Annotated in this window: 18 protein-coding genes; 2 read left to right on the top strand and 16 right to left on the bottom strand. The window is 43.1% G+C overall.

Annotated elements, in window-relative coordinates:
- Positions 1 to 92: 92 nt before the first annotated feature.
- The 11 genes from ACWXW9_RS15700 to ACWXW9_RS15650 form a co-directional block, all read right to left on the bottom strand.
- Positions 93 to 965: a glycosyltransferase gene (locus ACWXW9_RS15700; RefSeq protein WP_494930172.1), complete on the bottom strand. Its 873-nt coding sequence runs from the start codon at positions 963 to 965 to the stop codon at positions 93 to 95.
- Between the two features lie 208 nt (positions 966 to 1,173).
- Positions 1,174 to 2,052 carry a dTDP-4-dehydrorhamnose reductase gene (rfbD, locus tag ACWXW9_RS15695; protein ID WP_494930160.1) on the bottom strand — a complete coding sequence of 293 codons (879 nt, stop codon included), beginning with the start codon at positions 2,050 to 2,052 and terminating at the stop codon, positions 1,174 to 1,176.
- Between the two features lie 2 nt (positions 2,053 to 2,054).
- The gene (gene rfbB, locus ACWXW9_RS15690; protein WP_494930158.1) at positions 2,055 to 3,074 is read right to left on the bottom strand and encodes a dTDP-glucose 4,6-dehydratase; all 1,020 of its coding nucleotides are present in this window, start codon (positions 3,072 to 3,074) and stop codon (positions 2,055 to 2,057) included.
- Positions 3,075 to 3,174: 100 nt separating this feature from the next.
- Positions 3,175 to 3,723: a dTDP-4-dehydrorhamnose 3,5-epimerase gene (gene rfbC / locus ACWXW9_RS15685; protein WP_494930157.1), complete on the bottom strand. Its 549-nt coding sequence runs from the start codon at positions 3,721 to 3,723 to the stop codon at positions 3,175 to 3,177.
- A 20-nt stretch (positions 3,724 to 3,743) separates the two neighbouring features.
- Positions 3,744 to 4,487, bottom strand: coding sequence for a sugar phosphate nucleotidyltransferase (locus tag ACWXW9_RS15680; protein ID WP_494930156.1), 744 nt, complete (start codon positions 4,485 to 4,487; stop codon positions 3,744 to 3,746).
- A gap of 56 nt (positions 4,488 to 4,543) precedes the next feature.
- Positions 4,544 to 5,458, bottom strand: coding sequence for an NAD-dependent epimerase/dehydratase family protein (locus ACWXW9_RS15675; RefSeq protein ID WP_494930155.1), 915 nt, complete (start codon positions 5,456 to 5,458; stop codon positions 4,544 to 4,546).
- A complete protein-coding gene (locus ACWXW9_RS15670; protein WP_494930154.1) occupies positions 5,459 to 6,691 on the bottom strand; it encodes a glycosyltransferase family 4 protein in 1,233 nt (410 codons plus the stop codon).
- Between the two features lie 15 nt (positions 6,692 to 6,706).
- Positions 6,707 to 7,696: a glycosyltransferase family 2 protein gene (locus tag ACWXW9_RS15665; RefSeq protein WP_442435453.1), complete on the bottom strand. Its 990-nt coding sequence runs from the start codon at positions 7,694 to 7,696 to the stop codon at positions 6,707 to 6,709.
- Between the two features lie 2 nt (positions 7,697 to 7,698).
- Positions 7,699 to 9,279, bottom strand: a complete 1,581-nt coding sequence (locus ACWXW9_RS15660; RefSeq protein ID WP_494930153.1) for a polysaccharide pyruvyl transferase family protein — start codon at positions 9,277 to 9,279, stop codon at positions 7,699 to 7,701.
- 2 nt (positions 9,280 to 9,281) lie between these two features.
- Positions 9,282 to 10,553, bottom strand: a complete 1,272-nt coding sequence (locus tag ACWXW9_RS15655; RefSeq protein WP_494930152.1) for an ABC transporter ATP-binding protein — start codon at positions 10,551 to 10,553, stop codon at positions 9,282 to 9,284.
- Between the two features lie 14 nt (positions 10,554 to 10,567).
- Positions 10,568 to 11,365 (bottom strand): ABC transporter permease, encoded by a 798-nt coding sequence (locus ACWXW9_RS15650; RefSeq protein WP_494930151.1) that lies wholly within the window; start codon positions 11,363 to 11,365, stop codon positions 10,568 to 10,570.
- Between the two features lie 150 nt (positions 11,366 to 11,515).
- Between ACWXW9_RS15650 and ACWXW9_RS15645 the strand changes: the two genes are divergently transcribed.
- Complete coding sequence (locus ACWXW9_RS15645; RefSeq protein WP_494930150.1) at positions 11,516 to 13,972, top strand: Wzy polymerase domain-containing protein; 2,457 nt, start codon at positions 11,516 to 11,518, stop codon at positions 13,970 to 13,972.
- A gap of 77 nt (positions 13,973 to 14,049) precedes the next feature.
- On the opposite strand, the gene galU is transcribed toward ACWXW9_RS15645, so the two are convergent.
- The 4 genes from galU to ACWXW9_RS15625 form a co-directional block, all read right to left on the bottom strand.
- Positions 14,050 to 14,943, bottom strand: a complete 894-nt coding sequence (gene galU / locus ACWXW9_RS15640) for a UTP--glucose-1-phosphate uridylyltransferase GalU (RefSeq protein WP_494930149.1) — start codon at positions 14,941 to 14,943, stop codon at positions 14,050 to 14,052.
- A 193-nt stretch (positions 14,944 to 15,136) separates the two neighbouring features.
- Entirely contained in the window at positions 15,137 to 17,647 is a 2,511-nt protein-coding gene (locus tag ACWXW9_RS15635; RefSeq protein WP_494930171.1) for a U32 family peptidase, read from the bottom strand.
- A 498-nt stretch (positions 17,648 to 18,145) separates the two neighbouring features.
- On the bottom strand, positions 18,146 to 20,059 hold the full coding sequence (locus ACWXW9_RS15630) for a stalk domain-containing protein (RefSeq protein WP_494930148.1): 1,914 nt from the start codon (positions 20,057 to 20,059) through the stop codon (positions 18,146 to 18,148).
- 48 nt (positions 20,060 to 20,107) lie between these two features.
- On the bottom strand, positions 20,108 to 21,349 hold the full coding sequence (locus ACWXW9_RS15625; protein WP_494930147.1) for a S1C family serine protease: 1,242 nt from the start codon (positions 21,347 to 21,349) through the stop codon (positions 20,108 to 20,110).
- A gap of 341 nt (positions 21,350 to 21,690) precedes the next feature.
- Here ACWXW9_RS15625 and ACWXW9_RS15620 point away from each other — a divergent pair, with 341 nt between their 5' ends.
- Complete coding sequence (locus tag ACWXW9_RS15620; RefSeq protein ID WP_494930146.1) at positions 21,691 to 23,316, top strand: nitrite/sulfite reductase; 1,626 nt, start codon at positions 21,691 to 21,693, stop codon at positions 23,314 to 23,316.
- 162 nt (positions 23,317 to 23,478) lie between these two features.
- Here the strand turns inward: ACWXW9_RS15620 and ACWXW9_RS15615 are convergent, their stop codons facing one another.
- Positions 23,479 to 24,696, bottom strand: coding sequence for a hypothetical protein (locus tag ACWXW9_RS15615; RefSeq protein WP_494930145.1), 1,218 nt, complete (start codon positions 24,694 to 24,696; stop codon positions 23,479 to 23,481).
- Between the last annotated feature and the right edge of the window lie 148 nt (positions 24,697 to 24,844).

The raw sequence follows: 24,844 nt of genomic DNA, 5'->3' as shown, positions 1-24,844 counted from the left end.
TAACATAACTTCTATGAGGAGCTCAGTTAACTTAAATTTTATAAAACTTCATTGCGTAGCTCAAAAGTGCTGAAGCGTTAATTCAACCATTTTTAGAGTTTACCTATAATAAAAACAAACTTGTATATCAAATTGTCAATTACAGACTGTCTATAAAATGGTGTTCGGAACATATATATTACACGCTCAATTATATTTTTGCTCTGAAAACTAAGAAATTCGGCAATCTCCTGTTGTTTTTGATAATCAAACCTCTGTTGAAATGTCTCTGCAAACTCTTTAGCCTGTTTACTTAAAATATAATGATTTTTTCCGTTCAAAAATCTATTCCATCTTTTGCTCCACTTGCTTCTCCATCCATCTGATGCTCCCCCCAGAACATTGTTTTGATGTTGCCGATAGAGAATCCTTGGCTCGGGATCGAAAAAAACCCTTCCAAAGGATGAAACGCACAAGTAGATCCACCAATCGTGCATGATGACATTATTTATATTTAATGGGAGGTTTTCTTTTACTAATTCCATTGTATTTTTATTGAATACCATTGTACAACCAACACATACATTTTCAATCAATGCATTGTAAAGAGACAAAGGTCTTTGCGGCGGTATAGGCCATATTTTTATAGGAGATAGTTGCTTATCCACCATTTGGGTTGCAGAACAGTACATTAATGGAACGTTAGTAGCAAGCTCATTTAGAGAGGATACCGCGCTTATTAACTTATCCTTATTCCAAACATCATCTTGATCACAAAATGCGTAAACATCAAACTCATTGGAAGACATCAAAACGAGATCAAAAAAACTTTGAGTAACCCCCTTATTCTCACCCTTAAATATAACGATTTGCTGTGGATACAGCTTTTTAAGATACTCCAGCTTTTCCACAGTACTATCTGTTGAACCATCATCACGAATTAATATTTGAACTGACACGCCTTCTTGTCTAATTAAGCTTAAAATTTGCTCGTCAATATACTGTTCTCCGTTGTAAGTAGATAATAGAATCTGAACTCTGGAAGCTAGCAGATGATCCCCCCCTTGTAAAACACACCCGTGTTCTTATTAATCAATATATTCAGGCTACTATATACACTATAGACTGTACTTCTCACAAAGCACAAGAAAAAATCCCCCAATCTCTGTAGCATATAGGGGGATTTTTAACATTCTAATTATCATTTCGAAAATCAGCCAGTTCTTTTATAAAGTCATGTAAGCCTTCCCGCCAATGGCGAAGATTGTTCAAGCCGTTCGTACGAATTGCGATATGCTCCATAACCGAATTACTTGGACGTGCTGCCGGTCTCGGAAACTGATCAGTCGCGCATGACTCAAGTGTCGCAATTATCGTAGCGTCCAATATGTCCGCTGCTTCTTCAAAAATTGCTTGTGCAAATTCATACCATGTGCAAGAACCGCTATTGGACGCATGATATACGCCATACTTCTCGGTTTGAAGCAACTCCGCCAAAAAACGAGCCAAATCTACCGTATAGGTAGGTGAGCCTTTCTGATCGTTTACGACCTGAAGGTGCGGCTTTTCCTGTCCAAGCTTCAGCATCGTTTTAACAAAATTGTTCCCGTGCAATCCATATACCCATGAAGTACGAACAATAAAGTATCTGGAGGAAAGTGTCTGAGCCAATATCTCCCCGGCCCGCTTGGACTTTCCGTAAATACTCTGCGGATTTGTATTGTCATACTCATGATATGGCTGCTCCGCTGTTCCATCGAATACGTAATCTGTGCTGATATACACCAGCTTGGCTCCTGCTTTTTCCGCAGCCAGTGCCATATTACGTGTTCCTGCTGCATTCACTTGATAAGCCCCGTCTACATCGGTTTCCGCCGCATCCACTGCTGTATATGCTGCACAGTGGACGACAGCGTCAGGTTGATATTGCCCTACGATCTTCACAGCTTGCTCCAAATTCGTTATATCTAGCTGTTCCCGATCGTATCCAAGGACATCATTTCCTTGCTCCTGAAAAACCTTTACTACGTCTTTACCAAGTTGACCCGATGCTCCAGTAACTAGCACCTTCATCTTTATGCATCCCCCATGCGGGAACCGTACTGCTTTGCATAGTATTGCTGGTATTCGCCGGATTGAATGCGAGTCCACCATTCTTCGTTGTCCAAGTACCAACGAATCGTTTCTTTAATGCCTGTTTCAAAAGAGTGCTTTGGCTTCCAGCCCAGCTCATTCATGGTCTTTGTTGGGTCAATGCCATAACGGCGGTCATGACCTGGACGATCCTGCACATACGAAATTAGAGATTCTGGCTTGCCCAGCTCCTCCAATACCGTTTTGACTATATGCACATTCGTCCGTTCGTTATTTCCACCGATATTGTATACTTCACCAAGCTTCCCTTGATGAATGACCAGATCAATTGCACTGCAATGATCCTCAACATACAACCAATCGCGGATATTCAAACCATCCCCGTATACGGGTAGTTGCTGATCGCTCAATGCACGTGAGATCATTAGCGGAATCAGTTTTTCCGGAAACTGATATGGGCCATAGTTGTTGGAACAACGCGTGATATTCACAGGTAGACCAAAGGTTTCATGATATGCACGAACCAGCAGATCGCTTCCTGCCTTGGACGCAGAGTAAGGACTATTAGGCTGCAGCGGAGTTTCCTCCGTAAACAAGCCTGTTTCACCCAAAGAACCGTACACCTCATCTGTGGATACCTGTACAAACTTGGTCACGTTATATTTCTTAGCTGCGTCCAGCAGCACCTGTGTACCAAGAACGTTCGTCTTCACAAACACTTCCGGTTCCAAAATACTCCGATCGACATGCGACTCTGCCGCAAAATTCACCACCACATCAATTCCTTGCTGCATCAGTTGGTCAATCGCTTGAGCGTCGGTAATATCCGCTTTCACAAAGGTATGCTTGGGATGATTTTCGATGGACTTCAAATTTTCCAGGTTACCTGCATACGTAAGCGCATCTATATTCACAATTTCGTAATCTGGATACTGTTTCAGCATATATAATACAAAGTTACTACCAATAAATCCGGCACCGCCGGTGACAAGAAGTTTCATAAAGACCTCCTAAAATACTTTCCAATATATACATAACATGCACTTAAATCAAAAAGGAACGGACAACAATGGATTATACTCTTACTTTATCGTTCCATATCTATTCAAAATTAATCTCTGCATTTGCTAATACAGGGTGCTTCTGATCCTTCTCCGAAAGAATTGCATGGGAAGTAGGCCAATCAATCCCAAGCGCCGGATCATTCCAGAGTATACCACGATCATTTTCAGGTGAATAATACTCATCTACCTTATAAAACACCTGAGTATTAGGCACAAGCGTACAGAATCCGTGGGCAAAACCTTTAGGGACCAGTAATTGACGCTTATTGTGTTCACTCAAAATTACACCAACCCATTGACCGAATGTCGGGGAACTTTTACGAATATCCAGAATCACATCATAGATAGCTCCTGAGATCACACGAATGAGTTTTGTTTGTGCTTTTGGATCAAGCTGATAATGCAAGCCACGAATAACTCCAGTCTCTACAGATAACGACTGATTATCCTGAATGAAAGCATGGTCAATACCGTTGTCTTTCATGATCTGCTCATTGTAGCTCTCCATAAAATAACCACGATGATCACCATGGACCACCGGTTCAATTATTTTTGCACCTTCCAGTTCCAAAGGGATTACCTTCATAGTTCGTATCCTCCCTTTATTTAAAGCTTTAATTTTCCAAATTCTTCACCAAAGACGATATCCTTGGCTAATTCATTAGCACGTGCAAGAGATGGGTGGGTTCCCGCATCTGTCCACCATCCTTGAAGAACATCGTATGTTAATGTTCCATTAGCAATATATGCATTGTTAACATCAGTGATCTCAAGTTCTCCTCGAGCTGATGGTTCAAGTGTTTTTACAATTTCAAACACACTATGATCGAACATATAAATTCCTGTTACAGCATAATTGCTTTTTGGATCTTTAGGTTTCTCTTCAATAGACACAATCCGTGCACCTTCAAGCTCAGCCACTCCAAAACGGTGTGGATCTTGTACCTGTTGAAGAAGGATCTTCGCCCCGGTGATTTGATTACGGAAATTATCCACAAATGGTGCAATATCATCTTCAAATACATTATCACCCAAAATAACAACCATTTGATCGTCTCCTACAAATTGTTCAGCCAGATCAAGGGCTTGTGCAATCCCACCTGCCTCATCCTGAACTTTATAAGTGAATGTTACGCCCATTTCACGACCGCTACCAAGAAGGTTAACGACATCTCCCATATGCTCTTTACCTGTAACGATAAGAATATCCTGAATGTCAGCTTGCTTGAGCTTGGATACAGAGTGGAAAATCATTGGATATTTACCCACAGGCAGCAGATGTTTATTTGTTACTTTGGTTAAGGGATAGAGGCGAGAGCCTGTACCTCCTGCAAGAATTATACCTTTCATAAAAAAACCTCCCAATATAAAAAATAGACCTTATATTCAAAAACAATTTACCTATTTTATGTTTCTTTCGTGTTCCCTTTAATAATAGAGGCTATTCCATCTTCAAGAGTAGTTGATGGGTAATACGCCGTTAGACTATTTAATTTATCTGTATTAACCACATTTTTCATAATTGTAGTTTGCCCTGTATTTTTATATTCAATGTTTATTTTCTGATTCGTTCTTTGCTCGACTATTGAAATAACCTGACTTATAGAAGTGCCTACTCCACTGCCAATATTTAATATCTCTTGATCAACCAACTTAATCGCACGGAAAGTCGCTTCCAGAAAATCATCTATAAATATAAAATCGCGAACAGCCTGAATATTACCCCAGAATATAAATTCTTCCTTATTTAGCGCCTTATTAATTAAGACTGGGATGATTCCTTGTTTCTTATTGGGATTCTGGAATCCTCCATAAGGATTGGTAACCCTCAAAATAAGATAAGGCAAATTATTGGTTTCATTGTGCTTAATTTTAATTAAATTTTCAAAAAAGACTTTCTGTAACCCATATATATTGATTGGATTCATGGAATCATCCTCTTTGGCTCGGGCCAAGGTATTGCCATATACTGTTCCTGCAGAGGATAAAAACACAAATTTTTTTACTTTAACATAGCTACAGAATTCAATAAGTTTTACAAAAGAAGTATAATAGGATTCTATGTCTGCTAACACATCTGAAAACATATTTGTTGCGTTAATTGAACCAGCTGCGTATAAAACAATGTCGTCTTGCTTAATATATTTTTGGAGTTCTTCCATATCGTTTATGTCAGCCCCAACAAATCTTATTCCTTCTGAAAGCAAATGCGAGTACTCCGAGTCTCTGCCCATAATCGTCACAGACCAAGCTTTTTCATGAAAATAATTGGCCAAATGTGAACCTAGATATCCACAACCAATGATCACAACATGTTCCATTTAACCCTCCAATATTTTAAAGAGATACGTTTGAATTTTTTCTGCTTCTTTTTCCCAGGATGAGTTCTCCAGCAGATCACTCGCATTATCCATTAGAATTTGAACGTCTACTTTTTTATTCACAACTTGATCGAGGGCCTCTACAATTTCATTCACATTATCTTCCACATAAATAAACATATTTTTATCGGGATCGATCCAGTCATTATTTCTACCCCGATTAATTACAACCGGGCATCCAGACGCCATCAATTCCAGAGGTAGTAAAGACAAGTTTGTAAAAGATAAAATTAATGATACATCGCACTGGCCATACAAATGTGATAATTCTTCAATTCTGACTACACCAGCATTAAAATGCTTAAAGGGTATTTCGTACTCAGAAACATCCCAACCAGCCATAACAACCTCAACGTCCGGATTCTTCTTGCAAAATTCGTTCAAAGCTAAAATCCCCAGTTCGAAGCCTCTTCGCTCTGTAGGCGGCCGGGAATAAAAAAAGACTCTTCGTATCTCCTTATCCCGTTTTTCCTGTGGCTTATAAAGATCTTTTTCGTATGAAAAACTAAAACTTTCACATATCATACCGTAATCTGATGCCAGCTTTTCTTTAAGCCATTCACCTGCCGTTATTCCATAGAAGCCAAATTTATAGGTTTGTTCTGCAAATGAATACGCACTTCCTGGTGCGTAAAAATAAGGCTCAAAATCTTGCACAAAATATACTTTTTTCACACACTTATCAAAAGACCTAACATAATAGGCTGTTTGCCAAGAAGTCGCAACAGCAACATCATATTCGATGTTTACATCAACCTTGTCATCAAGTATATAAACATTAGACTTTAGTGGAAAGAAGTAATTCCCGATAACCCCTTTAACACTGGCTGAGTCCCCCCATTGAGATTCACCACAAATATATATATCTGATTTAACATCTAATTTCTCTAATAAATATACAATTCTAAATATATTCAGATGACCGCCTGATCCAATCCCAAAGTCAGGAATAAACCATGCCAGGCTCAACTCATTTCCAAGCCTATTACTTAATTTAGCCGCTTTATTTTCCAGTAACAAATAATGATAGAACTTAAAAACATTTTTCTTCGTTACAGCAATCTCATTTTTCTTCTTTATTTTTGAGACCACGGTTTTACTGCCTTTTATAACTCCTTGCGACCGAATAATCTTTGCTGCTTTTTTAGCATTATAAAGAAACACATTATACATGATCAGCCCTCATTATTACTTATTTATTAATTTGTATTCTCTTGAAAACAACCGATTAAGTGACGTATACTTGTTTCCCAAAACTCCTAAATAGGCACCTGAGTACCTTATTGTATTTTTAACTAAAGAGTAAGCAGCCCAATATAGTTTTCTTTTTCGACTTATATTGGTGTTGTGGCGCAGAAACCTAACATCACTTATAAAGTGTTTAGCTATATATGCTGGCAATAAAAAAACACTCTTAACAGAAGTGTAATTATAAATTCGGTACAGGCCCTTATACTCGTCATAATAGCGTTTAAACTGCTGCTTAAACGTATAATTATGAGAATGGTAAACTACTGATTGGGGAGAGTAAGCCTTCTTGTACCCTCTTTCAATTATTTGCCTTGCCCACAGCTGATCCTCAGCAAAATCCACTTCTGGATAAGGAATTATATCCCAAATTTTTTTGCGCATTGCCGAGGAATTATCCGAATAATAACATAATAAATGTCTGTATCCTTCTTCCCTATTGTATCTCTCTTGATCATCCAAATAATATATTGTTGTCTCTGCACCAAAATTATTAAAATGTGTTATGATGTTATGCTTCTCAAAAATATCGCAATCATCATAAGGCAAGTGCCTGCCGAATACACCCACTATGTCCTCATCTAAATCAAAGCACGAAACCAAGTTTTTCAACCAAAACTGATCGTAGGGCAAGGCATCTTGAGTAATAAACACAAGGTATTTACCACTGGCTAAAGAGGCTCCTAGATTCCTTGTTTTCCCATGCCCAAACTCTTTGGGCATAATTTGCTTCAGAACGATGTTTTCATTTTGTTTTTGCATATCTTGTATAAATACAACTGTTCCATCAGAAGACCCGGAATCTACAATAACAATTTCAAAAGGAGCTCCCAAATCCTGATTCAAAACTTCCACCAATACTTTTTTGAATATATCTCCTCCGTTTTTTGTGGGAATAATTACAGAGGCTAATTGATTCAATTCATTCATGGTTATAAATTCCCTTTTTTTATTTTTTTATGTTTTAAATAGTATATAAAACTGCTCATTACATTCTTATACTCATTTTCGATCAGCAAGAGTCTTCGATTCTCATCTGTTAATACGTTTTTTTGCTCTTGAAGATTCTCTAGTTTTTCATTCAATTGTTTTATACTACTCTGGGCTAAGTTAATATTATTTTCCAATTCACTATTTTTGGACTCGCTTTGGTTTACTCTTTCCCACAGTTTTTGTATCTGCTCTCTTTCTTGAGACAGAAGCGTCTCAGTACTGTTAACCCGCTCCCATAAAGCCTCATTCTGAGCATACGTCTCTTTAAACACGATTTCAGAGGTATTGACCCTCTTCCACAAAGATGACACTTCAAGCTCTTTCTTATTAATTATAGCTTGTTCAACTTTATATAGCTGGTCCAGCTCTTTAGAGTAAGATAAAGCATTTTTATTTTCAGAAAGATCAAGCAGGGCATTTTTTACGAAGTTAAATATTCTGTTGGAAAGATCCCTGAGTTCATGAGTATTATCTATTCCACTCCTAAAGTAATCAACTATATACTCAGCTTTGTCCAGCATATAGACTGGTTTTCTCAGACAGTAATTACTTTTTTGGATGAGTTCAAAAAAGCCTGTTAACTTAGTGGAATACTCGCCAGAAAAAGTCACATGAGGGATGCCGTAACTGTATGAAATGATATTTCCGTGTAGACTCGATCCAATAAAACCTTTTGCATTTGCTAAAATAGCCACTTTATCCACCAAAGTTAGTAAAGGTATATTTTCTTTATTAATTAAATAAGAGTCAGCAAGTAGAGGTGCAAGTTGATCATATAATTCATTGTCCCCAAGACACTCACCAATTGAAATAAGGACAATAGGTAAACCAAGGCTCTTGGAAATAATATTGAGGAAAACAGCTACGTCTTTAACCTCTTCCTTGGAGATAACATTATCGTTAGCCTGAAAAACAATGTACTCCCCTTTTTTTAATAGATATTGACTATCAGTTGCTAAAGAGTCCAAAGTGGATTCAAGAGATGCCTTAGGGAAATATTTAGAAATACATAATACCAAGTCAGGTACAATTTCACTACTTATACCGACATCAGACAGAAACTTGCTTGACCTCTGATCTCTTACTGATACGGCTTTAAATCTGGCAAATGAATTTTTCACATATCTTGAGAAACCCTCATCTAATTGAAAGGGAACACCTAAACCAATTGTGTAACAATTCTCAATACTAGCATCAGTAGGAGAAATAATATTACTGAAGCTAAGTCTACTCTCTTCATAAAGACTATTAATAGACCAGTCATCTGACCTTAACAAATCGCCTCCACCAATAAAAACCTTATCGAAAGAGTAATTATCAAATTGTATAATATCCTCTACTTGCTTTTGATCTGTGTAGGTCGGTGTGTATTGCATACAATTGGGGCTAAAAAACTTGATTTCATATGCCTCGTTTGAATGACTACAAATATCATTCACAATTTTTTCAAAAACCATGGGAAAAAGCAAATCACCTAAGTTATCAACATTAAATGTACCGACCTGAGCAATTTTCTTCATAATTAACCACCTTTAATTATTTCAACTGTAGAATCCATGTCCATCAAACCTATTACAGTCCTTTCCGACTTAACGGTTATCTTGTTAACATCATATCTTCTATCCAGTGGGCGGCTCGTTCCTTCTACATAATCAGATAACCCTACCGATACTATATATTCATCAGGAGCAAGATACATTTTTTGCGAAAAAGTAACGATAATTTCTTCTCCTCTTTTTACTGGTCCTATATTTTGATTAAGATAGTGAGTATTACCACTATACATCTCAAGTCCCTTCTTATTCTTTATATAAAATCCAAGAACAGGGTTCTCACAATACTGTAAAAACTTAACAGTAACCTTCAATTCAAAAGAATCCAGCGTATAAACTAGCCACTGACTCTCTGAATCACCCTCACTTATACACTGGATTTCTTTTATCACTGCAGTCTCATCGCCATATCGATATTCCTCAGAAGAAGTCTCACTTACAATGTCTACCAATGAGGATTCCTTTTCAACTATTTTATTGACTCTTTCTATTTTTTGGGTGATCTCATTATTAGTATTGTACAGTTTCACATAATCGTTAATGATCCTTCTAGGCTCACCTTGCGAAAAAACTTCTCCCTTATTCAATAGAACACATCGGTCACATAATGTACTTATACTGGTAACATCATGACTAACAAATAAAATAGTTACTCCGTCATTCTTCATAGTCTTTATTTTCTCAAAGCATTTTTGCTGAAAAAATATGTCTCCGACTGATAATGCCTCGTCAATTATAAGAATTTCAGGTTCTACATTTATGGCTACAGCAAATGCTAATCTTGCGAACATCCCGCTAGAATAGTTTTTAACGGGTTGGTATACAAAATCTCCAATATCCGCAAAGGAAAGGATATTTTCTATTTTCTTATCCATATCCGCTTGTTCAAATCCCATAAGCATACCGTTAAGATATATATTCTCAATCCCCGTATACTCAGGATTAAATCCTGCACCCAATTCCAACAAAGCAGCAATTTTACCACTAATTTTCACGGTACCGCGGGTAGGGGTTAGGATACCTGTAATTATTTTAAGTAAAGTTGATTTCCCAGAACCATTTTTCCCAAGTATCCCTAAGGACTCACCTTTATTAACATGGAAGCTCACATCATTTAATGCGTAAAAGTTCGTATGATATTTTTTTCGCAATGGGTTAATTGCTTCTTTAAGTCTATCCGTTTGATGCTCATACAACTTATATTGTTTTGAAATATTCTCTACCTGTATAGCTATACTCATATTCAAATATCTCCTTATAACACATCAGCAAAGTGAGGTCTTAATCTCTTAAATATAAAAGCGCCAATAAACAGAAAACATAAAGTCACAAACCAAAAATACAAACTCATCCTTGGATATTCCCAAAACCAGCTTCTAAAAATTAAACTATTCCTATAACCTTCTATAATGTAGTACATGGGATTCAACTTAATAAGAAATTCATATTTTCCAGGTATCATTTTTAGAGACCATAAAATAGGAGTTACCCAGTATCCGAATTGTAATAACATCGCTAATATTTGCCCTACATCCTTTAGAAAAATAACCAGTGCAGAGGTAATCCAAGAAATACCAAGCAAGAAAACAGACATAGCAAAAAGATAATAAAAGATTTGTAAAAAATATATATTCGGTGGATAGCCATATCCCCAAAACATCAGTACCATTATAACCAAAAAAATCAAATGAATAATTAATGGAGATACTATTTTCACAATAGGTAATAAACTAACTCTAAATACTACATTCTTCACAAGAAAGACATTGCTCACTATTGAGTTTGTAGCATTCATAATGGCATCCGAGAAAAAAAACCACGGGATGATTCCCGCTACAAGCCATAGAATGAACGGGTAATTATCAACGGGCATGGACTTGAATCCTACTTGGAATATAAACCAAAAGATTAGTATAGAGATTGTTGGCTGGATTACTGCCCAAAGAAAACCTAAATACGATCCCAGATACTTGTCCTTTAGATCTTTTACAGATAATTGTAAAATCAATCTCCTATTTAAATAAATATCCTTAAAAAAAGATAACCCTAACATTAAACTTACTTCTCCTTCCGCACGCTCAACTGTTGAAACGATAATGTCAATTTCTAATGTAACTGTCAGTGAATCTACATTCCGCCTAGCTCGTAGATAATCATTATGCTAAAATATTGACGTATCTACAAGAAAAGGAGATTGTAAACCTTGTCGAATCCAGTATACGGGAAACAGGCCAAAACGTCGACCCGTGACGATAAAAGGCCGGCTATGTTTTGGGTGTTAATTGTTGGCATCGTTCTGTTTTTAGCTTGGGCCCCCTTCCAGGCTGCACTTTTTAATGGGCAAATGCTTGATTTTGAGAAGCCACTCTATTGGGCTTTGATTATCAGCACGATTCTGCTGATTTTGGGAATCGTATCTTATTATAAGAAATTCAAGCTGGAAGAGCAAAGGGATTGGCTGGCTGTATTGGTACTGCTGCTTCCCCTGACTTATGTGCTTTCACTAACTTCAGCAGCTTCACATTACCTGGCCATGAATATGGTGGTGGTACAGTGCATCTATGCCGCTCTGTTTATCATCTCAATTTATCTACTTCAGGATCGGTTAGGCAATAAGATTCTTCACAATCTGATTATGACCGTTGCTTATGTCATTGTAGGCTTTGGCTTTATCAACTGGTTCGGACAGTGGGTGCTTACCGGCAAGCTGGTAGGTTGGTTTAGCCAATATGTTTATCAAAACCGTTATACCAATGCAGTCATGACAGATACAAATGGGCTCCGGCTGACATCGGTGTTTCAATATGCGAATACATATGCCGCCTTTCTAATGGCTTTCCTATTCGCTGCCGTTTTTTGTCTGATGAAATCAAAATCATGGTATGGCAAAGCTACTCATGGCTTCATGTTGGTGCCAATTCTGGTCTCGCTATTCCTGACCCTGTCACGGGGCGGTCTGGTTATGCTGCCAGTCGTATTCGTGCTGCTCTTGCTTTTCTTTAAACCTGCACGCCAGATTATATGGATTTTACATTGCGCCATTGCAGGTGTAGCGTCAATATCTATCTTGACTCCGATTACAAATATGGGATTACAACTCAATAAGACCTACAACGGCGGAGAGGCGGCCAAGGCTTGGGGATTACTTATTGGTGTCTCCCTTGCTGTTGCTGTCGTACTGTGGCTTGTTGAACGTTATCTGGCACCAAAGCTGGAGAGTGCCCTCACAGGGTGGACCTCCCGAAAGTTATCCAACCTGTGGCTGCCTGTCGGATCGGTTGTGGTGATTGGCTTGCTGGCTTTTCTGTTTATTGGAACTGGCCTGCGCAGCGTACTGCCTGATAACGTCCAGGTCCGGTTAGAAAACATCAATTTCCGGCAGCATAGTGTTCTGGAGCGGCTTGTATTCTATCAGGATGCTGCCAAATTAATTAAGGATTACCCTGTAATTGGCACTGGTGGTGGCGGTTGGGCTACTTTGTATGAAAAATACCAAGACTATCCTTATACTAGCCGTCAGGCTCATAATTTTTTCATGCAGTATTTAGTTGAAGTGGGCATTCTCGGTTTCGTAATTTTCATGTCATTCATCTTATATATCTTCTATAAATATATTCGTAGCTATATTAGACAAAATGATGAAGATCGAGATTCTCACTTTCTGTATCTTATTTTGGCACTCTCGATCTTACTTCACAGCTTGTTGGACTTTAATCTTAGTTACGTGTTCATGGGCATACTGGTATTTATGAGTCTTGGTGGTATGGCCGCTGCTATGGACAGCAAGCCGCTTAAACGCCTGTCTATGAACGCTTCCGGATTCCGGATCATGTACAGTGCAGTCATTGGTGTCCTGAGCATCGTGCTGCTTTTTGCTGGTCTCCGCTTCGTGCAATCAGCTAATGCTGCCACATATGCGAAACAGATCATGGCGGTCAGTACATCATTTGAGGAAATTCAAAGTGCTATTAATAAAGATCTTGAACTTCGTCCTACACATCCGGATTCGGTTATAAGACTGGCTGCACTGTACAAGAATGTTTATCAGCAAACGAAAAAAGAGGAATTTTATACTGCTGCAATAGAGGTGCTAAATACGGGCCTGAAAGCAGAACCGTATAATAAATTCATGTATAGCTCCAAAATTAACCTTTTACAAATAAAGGGTGAGAATGAGCAGGCCCTCAGCATTTTGGAAAATAACATCTCTAACTTTAGATGGGACAATGACTGGTACAATATGTTGATTACTCAAGCTTATTCTCTTGGTGATCAGGCACGTGAGCAGAAGGACACGGCCATGGAGCAGAAATATTTCCAAGCAGGTCTTGCTGCTTACCAGCAGGTTCTGGATGGGGTAGCTCATATTAAGACGGTTCCACCTGAAATTCAATTGACACGTACTTTTGAAGTAACCCCAAGCATTGCGCTCAGTACTGGCAAAATTGAGTTCATGTCAGGTAAGCCTGCAGAGGCTGCCAACATCCTCAAAAACGGCTTGAAGGACGACCTGAGTGACGCTACAAATCGTGAGGTGGCTCGTTATTATATCGTCGCTCTGCAAAAGCAGGGACAGGATGACAAAGCATTGTACGATAAGCTGATAAAAGCTGATCCGAAGGAGAAAGAGCTAATTGCTCAGTTGAAATCGGAGAAATAGAGCAACACAAAAAGAGACTGCCGTGATATAACACATCATCTGGCAGTCTTTTTTTTATACTGAGGAAGAGGGGCTTATTACGGTGATACTTTTTTTTGCTGATCCATCTTTTCAATAACTTGCCTCATATAAGCCAGCACTTCATCTTTAATCTCATCATGTTGTAGAGCATAATGAATGGTTGTTTCAATGAACCCCAACTTTTCTCCAACGTCATGGCGATTTCCATCAAATTCGTAGGCCAGGATCGGATTCTTTTCACCCAGTTTGGACAATGCATCCGTCAATTGAATCTCCCCGCCTACTCCAGCGGATTGCTGACCAAGGATGTCGAAAATATCTGGCGTCAAGATATAGCGTCCCATGATCGCCAAGTTGGAGGTTGCTTCTTCTTTCTTCGGCTTCTCCACCAAACGTTCTGCCTCAGAGATCTTCGAAGTAAGTGCATGACCCTCAACAATCCCGTAACGATGAACCTCGTTCCAATCTACTTGTTTTACTCCTACAACAGAACGCTGATACTCGTCGAAAACGTCCATCATCTGTTTGAGACATGGATTCTCAGACTCAACGATGTCATCACCTAAAAGTACAGCAAAAGGCTCATCCCCTATGAATTTACGTGCACACCATATAGCGTGACCTAAACCTTTGGGCTCCTTCTGACGAATATAGTGGATGTCTGCCATCTCTGATGGCTTGCGCACCTCATTGAGCAGATTCCATTTTTCCTTGGCTGCCAGATTATGCTCCAGCTCAAATGAGTAATCAAAATGATCCTCAATAGCTCTTTTACCTTTACCAGTAACGATAATAATATCTTCAATCCCAGATGCTACAGCCTCTTCGATAATATATTGAATGGTTGGCTTATCTACAATCGGAAGCATTTCCTTAGGCATCGCTTTGGTAGCAGGTAGAAAACGGGTTCCTAATCCCGCAGCAGGAATAATCGCTTTACGGATTTTCATGGGTTAATCTCCTTTGTCTTCAATATAACGGATAGATATACTTCTATGATTATAACAGGAAGATGGATTAATTTAATAGGCTAAAGAAGAAGACATCTTCCCTCAAAGAGAAAATGTCCTCCAATCACTAGCTTGCTATATGAATATATTATGCTTCTGTAATCTTTTTAGCTCCAGACAAATATACAGTTATTTACTTTACCAGTTGCCCGCGTGTAACACCCAACTGATTCGTCGCTTTAAGCGTCTTCCAGACCTGCGTACCGCTGATCTCTCCGCGCAAGGCACGGTTGTAGAGGTCAATCACCTCTCGTACCTGCTCCGGTGTCTCCTCCAAAAACTCCACGCGGTAGCGGGACACGCCCAGCTCCATAAAGTTGGACAGGTACTCGGCACCTGATTGCTCGATGGCGTTGTATACCGTGTTGCGGCAGCCTTCGTCCACGCGAACGGGGTGAGACATACCAATACGGTCGCGCAGGGATGCGCGATGGTCCTCACATGGACGTCCGCAGTTGGTGTAGTCCGTGCCTTCGCTCATGAAGGTGCAGTATACGCAATGTTCGGTATGGAACATCGGCATATGCTGCTGAATCACGATCTCCAGCTTATCGGTACGCGTGCGTCTGAGCATATCGACCATTTGCTGGATGTTCAGGTCGTACGACGGCGTAACAAGGTCACAGCCAGAATCCAGGAACAGATCAGCCGCTTTGTGGTTAGCGACATTCAGCGAGAAGTCACCGATCAATTGCGGATGGTGTGCATCTGGATTTTCTAACCGATGACGCATGTAGAAATACAGCGCACCCGGATTGCGTACCAGCACAGCATCTGGCTTCAGGCGCAGGATATTGTTGTGGTAGCCGTTTTCACCCGGCATGTGAATACGCGGGGTCGCCAGCGCAATTCGACGCCCTGCGGCGTGCACAGCCTCTACGGCTGCCGGGAATTGCTTAATGAACTCGAAGTCGGCGTAGATGAACTCCACGCCGGCCTCCAGCGCAGCCTCAACCTGCGGGAGGCTGCGGCACAGCGCGGTCAGTTCTGCCTGACCGCGTGCCACTGGCGATGCGGGAACCGATGCATCGCCATACACCTCTACCGCCCGCTTCGTGTACACGGGCGGTTTGGGGCGCTCGCCCGCGAGCAATTCCACCGCCTGACGGCGGATGCTGTTCAGCTCGCGCATCGGCACGATGACGTCCCCATGCAGATGGACGTCCAGTTCTTCCAGCTGGAACACCGTTCCGCCCAGTCGGCCGAACTGCTCCTCGAGCAGTTCGCGCGTCATTGGACGTTTCTGGGCGATTTCAAGTTCCAGCTCGGAATCCACGCGGACCGTCGTGCCTTTCTGCACATCGGTCCACCAGGTCGACAGCGGCTGCCCTGGAGAGCCGCTGACACGCACATGTACCGGGAAGACGCGGTACGGCTTGTTGGTGTCATACGTCTGGCGCAGACGCTTGTCCAGCGCCGGGTCGTTGGTCTTCCAAATGCGGTCGCCGACATGTACACGGCGCAGATCCACATCGTTGCGTCCCGCTACGATGTCGATAATCCAGCCTTCTCCGGCTTCGCCTTCGATCTTTACACCCTTGCGACGGATATCGTATACGCGTCCGCCTTCTTCTTTTTGCGTGGGATCTCCCGCATCGAATACAATACCGTCGCCACGTTTTAGCGGTGCATCAATACGGCATACTACACCGTCACGAAGGATTTGTTCCACCCGGCCCAGATACACACCCCGGCTTTTCGGGAATGTACCATCAACCAGCTTCTTGTTATTCGTTCCTTCCAGAAACCCGTGCGTAAAGCCGCGTGAAAAGCTTTGCTGAAGCTCGCGGATATCTTCTTTGCTGGTCTTGGAAGTGTCACCTTCAAAATACTTATCAATCGCTTTACGGTACTTGCTGACCACGTTGGCTACATACTCAGGCGTTTTCAGTCGTCCTTCGATTTTAAAAGAGATGACGCCTGCGCCAATCAACTCCGGCAGCAGATCAATGGCAGCCAAATCCTTAGGTGACAGCAGATACGTCACATCGGCCATCGGCTTTTGCTCACCATCCACCATCAGATCGTAAGGCAAACGGCATGCCTGTGCGCATTCGCCACGGTTCGCAGAGCGTCCGCCCCACATTTCAGAAGTCAAGCATTGACCCGAGTAAGATACACATAACGCGCCATGCACGAATACTTCCATCGGAAGTCTCGCTTGCTCACCTATTTTTTGAATCTGTTTTAAGTTATTTTCACGTCCGAGCACGACCCGCTCAATGTTGTACGGTTTCGTAAACTCTACCGCCTCCGGCGAGGTAATCGTCATCTGGGTAGAGCCATGGATCGGAAAATCCGGGGAAATATCGCGAATCATTTTCACCAAGCCCATATCCTGAGCAAGCAACGCGTCCACACCCGCATCCACGCAGGCATCGACCAGTTCCTTGGCGTCCTCCAGCTCGTTTTCAAACACCAGTATATTAAATGTCAAAAAGCCTTTAACCCCGTAGCTATGCAAAAACGCCATAATTTCAGGCAGTTCATCCATACGGAAATTGTTCGCCCGTGCCCGTGCGTTGAACTTTTCCACCCCGAAAAAGATCGCATCGGCTCCATTCGCCACCGCCGCACGCATACAATCCCAGTCACCGGCTGGTGCCAGAAGCTCGACATCTTCTCTTCGTACTGCTGATTTCATCATTGTCCTCCCTATACTGAGAAATAACTTGTTATTCTTTGGTTAAGCGTTATTTTTCAGAGCAGCGATGCTGCTTATTTTAAAATCCTATGAACTATCATCCTATCCGATCATCCCTACTCTGAACCCCAGGCTCACGGGATCAATGGCATCCAACTCAAAAAATCCGCACGACAAGCATTTGCGGCATAATCATTCTTATCTTGTAACTAATCTAGTGTACCAGACTGCGCCCCAAGCTTCTACACTTTCCAAGCGATTCCTTGCAAAAATATCATACTAAAAATAAAAACACCCCCAATCCCGTAAAACGGTACATTGGAGATGCTTGAACAGCCCTTGACCTTCCCCTGCCTCACTCTATAAAAGATTAGCGATCTTATGGCGGGTGCCAGCGGAGCGGGCCATTTGAATCCGTAGAAGCGCAGCGATCGCAGGATCAAATGGCCCGCGCAGCGCTCTCCCCACCATAACTCACTAATCTTTTCCCTACACCCTCTACTTCACAAACATAAACGAATTCAGCGTTGAATCCAGTGCATTAGACTGCACGCCCGTGTTGTTCGCGTCATTCAGCGTCGTTGTCACGGTATACGTTTTTCCGTCACGCTCCAGAACGATTTGGCGCCCTGTGTAGCCAATGCCTTCTTCCACGCGATGGAATGTAAAGGAAGCTGCCGAAACCCCAGCGAACGTCACATCCTTAACCTCTTCAACCTTGAGGTTTTTGTAGCTTTTACCCTGCTTATCGTAAAAGTCCTTGAGCTGGGATACCGTTAACTCGAACGATTTGTCATTATCGACTTTGATGGAGAAACTTCCTCCGGTAAACTGGTACTCCACATCACCCAATTCAAACTGGTCGCTGATCGCTGTCCAGTATCGTGGAATATTCACCGTGTACTCATAGGCTTTGGAAGTCTTTTTGACCGTTTTCGTTTTGTCTGCCAGATAGTCGTCCTCTTCCAGTTGTCCGAAGTTGCTCGCTACAGTTTGGAAATCGATTTGAAGCGAGGAAATGAGCGCATTGAACTGATCATTCCCTTTGCTCACTTTTTCCGGCACAGCGTATTCAGCCAGATAGCGGTATCCATTTTGCTGAATCAGCACACTGTATTCTTTAACCCATCCGTCGCCAAAATTGTATCGATACTCCTGAACCAGCCCCTGAACCCCCGCAACCTCAAGTGGATACGTCTTCTGGGCCTCATAAGCTGTAGATACAAATGAATCACTCAGCCACTTTTGCAGCTGTTGGCTCCAGTTTTCCAACTTGGCATCAGCCGGAGCTGAGGTCACTTTCAAGTGGAAACTCGATCCATCATTGCTTTCGTACTGCATCCGCTGATCGTCCATTTTCCAGCCTGCCGGTATGCTAAGCGACACACCATAGTCCGGGTTTCCAGCCTCACGTGTTCCCCCTACGACGGTCGACAGGTCTTTAATGCTTTTATCCTGTGCATTGAAGGAAGTCTTGAAGGAATTTAACAGACCCGCATACTGTGAGAGATCCTTATAATTCGTTGCTTTGGCATCGGAAAAATAAATGACATACAGTCGCCCGTTATCATAATACTGACGGTTTTCCCACAGCACGCCATCTCCATCCTTCGTAATGACACGCGCATAAGGTACCTTCGATTTCGGGAAGGATTTTCGATCTACAACGATTTCTCCCGTCTCCTTGGCGGTTTGCACCAATTGCTGGAGAAGGTCGTCCGCGTTCAACGGAACCGGCTGTGAGGCCGTATGTACTTCCATATAGTACGCACTGTTCTCGTCCATAAATGTGGAGATGCTCTCATCCCCACCACCTTGCCCGATAACCAGCCCTGTAGGATAGTTCATGGACCAATCGTAGTAACTGTTCCCGATCTGCGTCTTGCCCTCATCATTATCAATGCTCGGCGTTTCTTCAGCTACTGTGCCTGCCTCTTCTTGTGCCTCCATCCGAATGATAATGCCCGCACCATTCTTCTCCAGCTTGCCTCCGAGACCTTCTGCTACTTGACGTAGCGGAACCATCAGGACACCTGATGACATTTCCGGTGGAGCGGGGAGCGTTACCTTATGGCCGCCCACCCAGGCAGTACGGCTACCGATGGTCAGCGATACGATGCGAGCACCGCTGCTAATTTTGACCACATTATCTTCGGCCAGCCGAATTTTGCTGTTAAATGCTTTTTTGAACACACCAGCCGGAACCATCAACGCACCGCTTTTCGAATAGGGTTTTGCAATATTGGCATTCTGACCGTTCACGATGGCTGTGTTGCTGCCACCTTGCAGGCGTAGCTCCAAGATCGGTTTATCGCTGTCCGCCGCCACTGCGGGCAAAGCAGATAGCAGAACAGACAATGCAACCACGCCAGCTCCCAGCTTATGCATCATTTTTCTTTGAATATGCTTCACAGTAATCTCCCTCTAGCTATATTTGATATCATAACGCTCCGTTTTCAATTACTTTCCTGTAACGGTTGCCTGTTGGACTGACTCAGATGCTTCCTTGGAAGGTGCTACATTGCCATCACCAGTTGACTCATCCGAGTCCCCGGAATCCTCTCCGCCCTGAATAGATTCATAGATTTCGCCATTATCCTGTGACAGTACCAAATTGCGTTTTACAATATCGCCGTCCGTCTGCATGAGCAAGCTCACCGTCTGACCCGGCTGATAGCTTTTAAGCAACTCGTTGACGTCGATAGCGGAAGCAACACGCTTGCCGTTTATGCTATACAACTCGTCGCCTTCCTTGATTTTGGCCTGAACAGCACTAGCCGAAGTAATTTTCGTGACTTTCAAAGGGTCCTCTGTAGGCAGCCCCACGATCGCCGACCAGCTCTCTTCCAATCCTAGACCAAGACTGGCACGCCGAACCTCACCATACTTGAAAAATTGAGCAATCACATATTTCACCGTATCCGAAGGAATCGAAAAGCCCATATTTTCAATACCAACAGCCGAAAATTTCATTGTATTGATCCCGATTACCTCACCCTTGAGATTTACAAGCGGACCGCCACTGTTACCAGGATTGATCGCAGTATCGCTTTGGATGAGACGATAGGCAGCGTTGACGCCACGGTTCAATCCGCTGACGACACCCGAAGTTGCCGAATTACGCAGGGAAAAAGAGATAGGCGTACCGATAGCCACTACCTGCTCTCCCACCTGAAGATTATTCGGCGAGCCTGCTAAGGTAGCAGGTTTAAGGCCGCTTGCTTTGATTTTAACCAATGCCAGGTCACTGACCGGATCACTGTAGCTATCTGTAATACTGTAAGATTTACCGTCCGAGGTCACGACTACCGCATCATTTAATCCTTCAATGACATGCGCATTCGTGACAATCCATCCATCTGTCCGAATGATGACCCCCGTGCCGTGAGCAAGGTTGTACCGATCTCCGCCTGCCACGGCTTGTCCCGTTGCTGAGCGGCCGATGATGCCTACCACAGAGGGAGATACGTTTTTAACCACCTGCGGCACACGATCGGCCGATAACGTATATGTACCATTTGCGCTGTTATACGCGCCGCTGGTTCCTAATGCTTTATTCACATCGCCTACGTTAACATAGACCCCGCCGTTAATGACCTTTGCCTTCAAAGCAGTTCCACTGCCGGCTGCACCTGCTGTTCCAGATACACACAAAGCGCTGCCCAAAGCCAGTATGACCGCCCTTTTCCCCATCTTACGCATAGTTTCACCTTTTCCTCTCTAACATGACCCTGTTCTATCAGTTAGTCCAAATCTACCATAGAGGAGACACGCATACAATCGCTTTTAGCCCTATCTTTTTCTAAAAAAGCTATGTTTGCTGCTAACATGACCCCTCATGTCATTTATACTATAAAATTACCAAATCCTTATATCAAAAAAATAAGCAAATACGATAAATAATCGTTATAGCGTTTGGGCCATTCCTTCATTTACGGGCACTTCCAACTATGATACCATCACATTATATCTTAGTTCTATTGTCGGAAATAAAAGTATAATCTTGAATTCCTGCAAACAATGCATATGAAGGAGGCAAATGGATGGCTTACGAACCAATCTGGACCGCTCATCCCGATAAACTGAACAAATTCGAATTTGCCAAGCTGGAAAAGGACGGCCTTGACGTCATACGCACCATTATCGAAAACTATGCGAGCGAAGGCTTCGATTCGATCACTGCGGACGACATGGATCGTTTCAAATGGGCCGGAGTGTATCAGCAAAAGCCCAAGGACGGTCATTTTATGATGCGCGTCCGTATTCCTACAGGTATCATGACATCAGCGCAGGCACATGCATTAGCGGACATATCCACACTGTACGGACGCAGCCTCGTTGATGTCACCACCCGTCAGGCTATTCAGTTTCACTGGCTGACGGTTCAAGATTTACCCGATATTTTTGAGCGTCTGGAAAAAGTTGGCTTGTACTCCTTTGAAGCCTGTGGCGACTGTCCGCGTACGATTGTTGGCAATCCTTTGGCAGGCATTGATCCGAATGAATTGGTCGACACCAAGGATATTGTGGATGAAGTCAACCGTTTTTTCCTATTAAATCGGGACTTCTCGAATTTGCCGCGTAAATACAAAATGTCCATCTCCGGTAATACGTACAATAACGCGCAGGCTGAAATTAACGATTTGTCCTTTACGCCTGCTACTAAAGTAATCGACGGGAAAGAAGTCATCGGCTTTCATGTGATGGTCGGTGGAGGTTTATCCGCCAAGCCACATTTGGCGCAATCGCTGGACCTGTTTGTCCGTCCTGATGAAGTTTTGAAGGTTGCCATTGCAGTCACCACCATTTTCCGGGATTACGGCTATCGGGAAAAACGCCACCATGCCCGCCTGAAATTCCTCATCGCCGATTGGGGTCCGGAAAAGTTTTTAGCCAAGCTCACGGAGTATATCGGCGAAATGCCGGGCCGAGGCGAGGATAAAACGATCGGCTGGCAAGCAGCCTACTTTGACGGTGTGCATCCACAAGCGCAGCAGGGTCTAAACTATGTCGGTCTGAACGTGCCAGTCGGCCGTCTGGATGCTGATGAGCTGCACGAGCTGGCCGAGCTGGCTGACCGCTACGGTGATGGACAGATTCGTACGACCATGTCGCAAAATATTTTACTGAGCGGCGTGCCGGACAATCAGGTGAATGAATTACTACAGGCTCCTGTGCTGCAACGCCTGACGCCACAGCCTAAGCATTTTATGAGCCGTACCGTTTCATGCACCGGGAATGAATTCTGCAATCTGGCGATTGTGGAGACTAAAAAGCGGGCGGTTGACGTTGCCGAGTATTTGGATCAGCACGTAGATCTGGATGAAAAAGTGCGCATTCATTTCATCGGCTGCCCGAATTCCTGCGGACACAAGCATATTGCGGACATCGGTCTGCAAGGCTCGCTCATTAAAACACCCGAGGGTATGGTCGACGCGTTCGATATTGCTGTTGGTGGAGCGCTCGGACCAGGTGCCCAGTTCAATAAAGCGCTCAAAGGCCGCGTACGTGGTGATCAGGTTGGCCCGGTGTTGGCCGAACTGATTCTGTTTTACAAAGAAAATCGAAATGCCGACGAAACCTTTTATGCGTATGTACAACGGGTGGGCATTCCGACTTTTCAGGAAAAGCTATCTGCTATTTTGCAGTCCAGCACCGTCGCTTCCTGAGTACCATTTTAGTAAGGCCATTTCTATAACATGTTCTCTTATCTTCATAAAGAGCGCCCAAGCCTGCCTGTTTGTATCTCGCATACAAGCAGGCTATTTTCTTGTGGTCATAACATGGCTGCAAAAGGTGCTCTGCTGTGCTTTCAAAAAAAAGACACCGGATTATTCCGGTATCAATATTTTCGCAAAATCAAGCACTATCGGTTTTCGGGCCCCGCCGGATGTGGATGTCACCACTGCATAGCCTGTCGGTATTTTGTATATGAGTCCCGTGTCGTATCGGATGCCGAAGGAATTGTCTTCCTTGTAATGAGTAGTGGTTTCCCAAACCTTCGTACCGTTTCCTTTCAAGCCAGTGATGGTGATCCCATGCATCTTCGTGCTGCTTCCCAGCGGATCATATCGGTCACTAAACTGGACATACACCTGTTCCTCCGGCAGATATATCCGGTCGGCCGGATAATCCTCTGTATCGCCGAACAATTGTAGTCCATTACTCAAAATCTGTGTACGCTTGCTGTTTCCTTTAAGCCCTGTGACGGCTATATGGCGGCTGCCAGACAACTCCCGCACCTCTGCAATATCTTTACCAGAGCCCAAGTCAAAATGGATGTTACGGATTTCCCGTCCGTACACATCTGCCTGTACTCCTACCGGGCCATGGGGACTGTTCATAAGTGCATAATATCCATCGTGATTGCCAACCAGCCAACCTGAGGTCACCCCGTCCTTCGTTCGGTTCCACAGCTCCTCACCGGTTTCTGAGTATTTGAGCACGGTGAATGATTGCTCCGCCCGGTTCAGAGAGGATACAAGAAATCCTCCGTCCGCAAGCGGTTCCAAACCTATAAGGGAGTTCTGTCCATGGGATGCCAAGCCATCCGTTTGTAACGTTTTGGACCACACGCTATTCCCATCCTCATCAAACCGTGAAGCCTGTAACTCCCGTATCCCATCTGGCTTCGTATAGTCGATAAGCAGCAGCGAGCCACCATCCGACGTCTCCCGCTGGACTCCCCTACTGCTTGCACCAGGCTGCACGTTCAGATCCAGCTCATGTTTCCACACACCCTCCAGCGAGCTGTCCAGCTTGCCGTACGTGACATGCGCCACACTTGTCTCAGTGTTGTCTTCGATGTTCAGTACCAGAAACCCACCATTCGCTGCGGGCTGAATATAATTGTGTGGATTCCCTTCATCCTCAAAGCTTCCAATCGTCGCGCTTGTTTCAATTTCAGCCTGCTTGGGCACAGCCGCCTCGGACACCTCGGATGCATAAGACGGAACAGCGCTAAACCCCATGACCAATGCCGCTAAAGCAACTCCTGCTGTCCATGAATAAACACGTGTACGTAGAAACCCGTTTCGCCTTCCCTTCAAACGTTCCAGCTCCCTTCATGACTTTACCTCAGAGATGTTTTTAAAAACCTTAGATGTGATAAGACTACAGACGGTTTCACTTCAACTTGTAATGGTTGTCACGTGGGCACGGAACTTCATGCGATGCTATACAATCATGAGTTATATA

The sequence above is a fragment of the Paenibacillus sp. LT-B23 genome (assembly GCF_059417685.1).
Note: the sequence above shows the minus strand (reverse complement) of the source record. Positions and strands in the feature narration are given on the sequence as shown.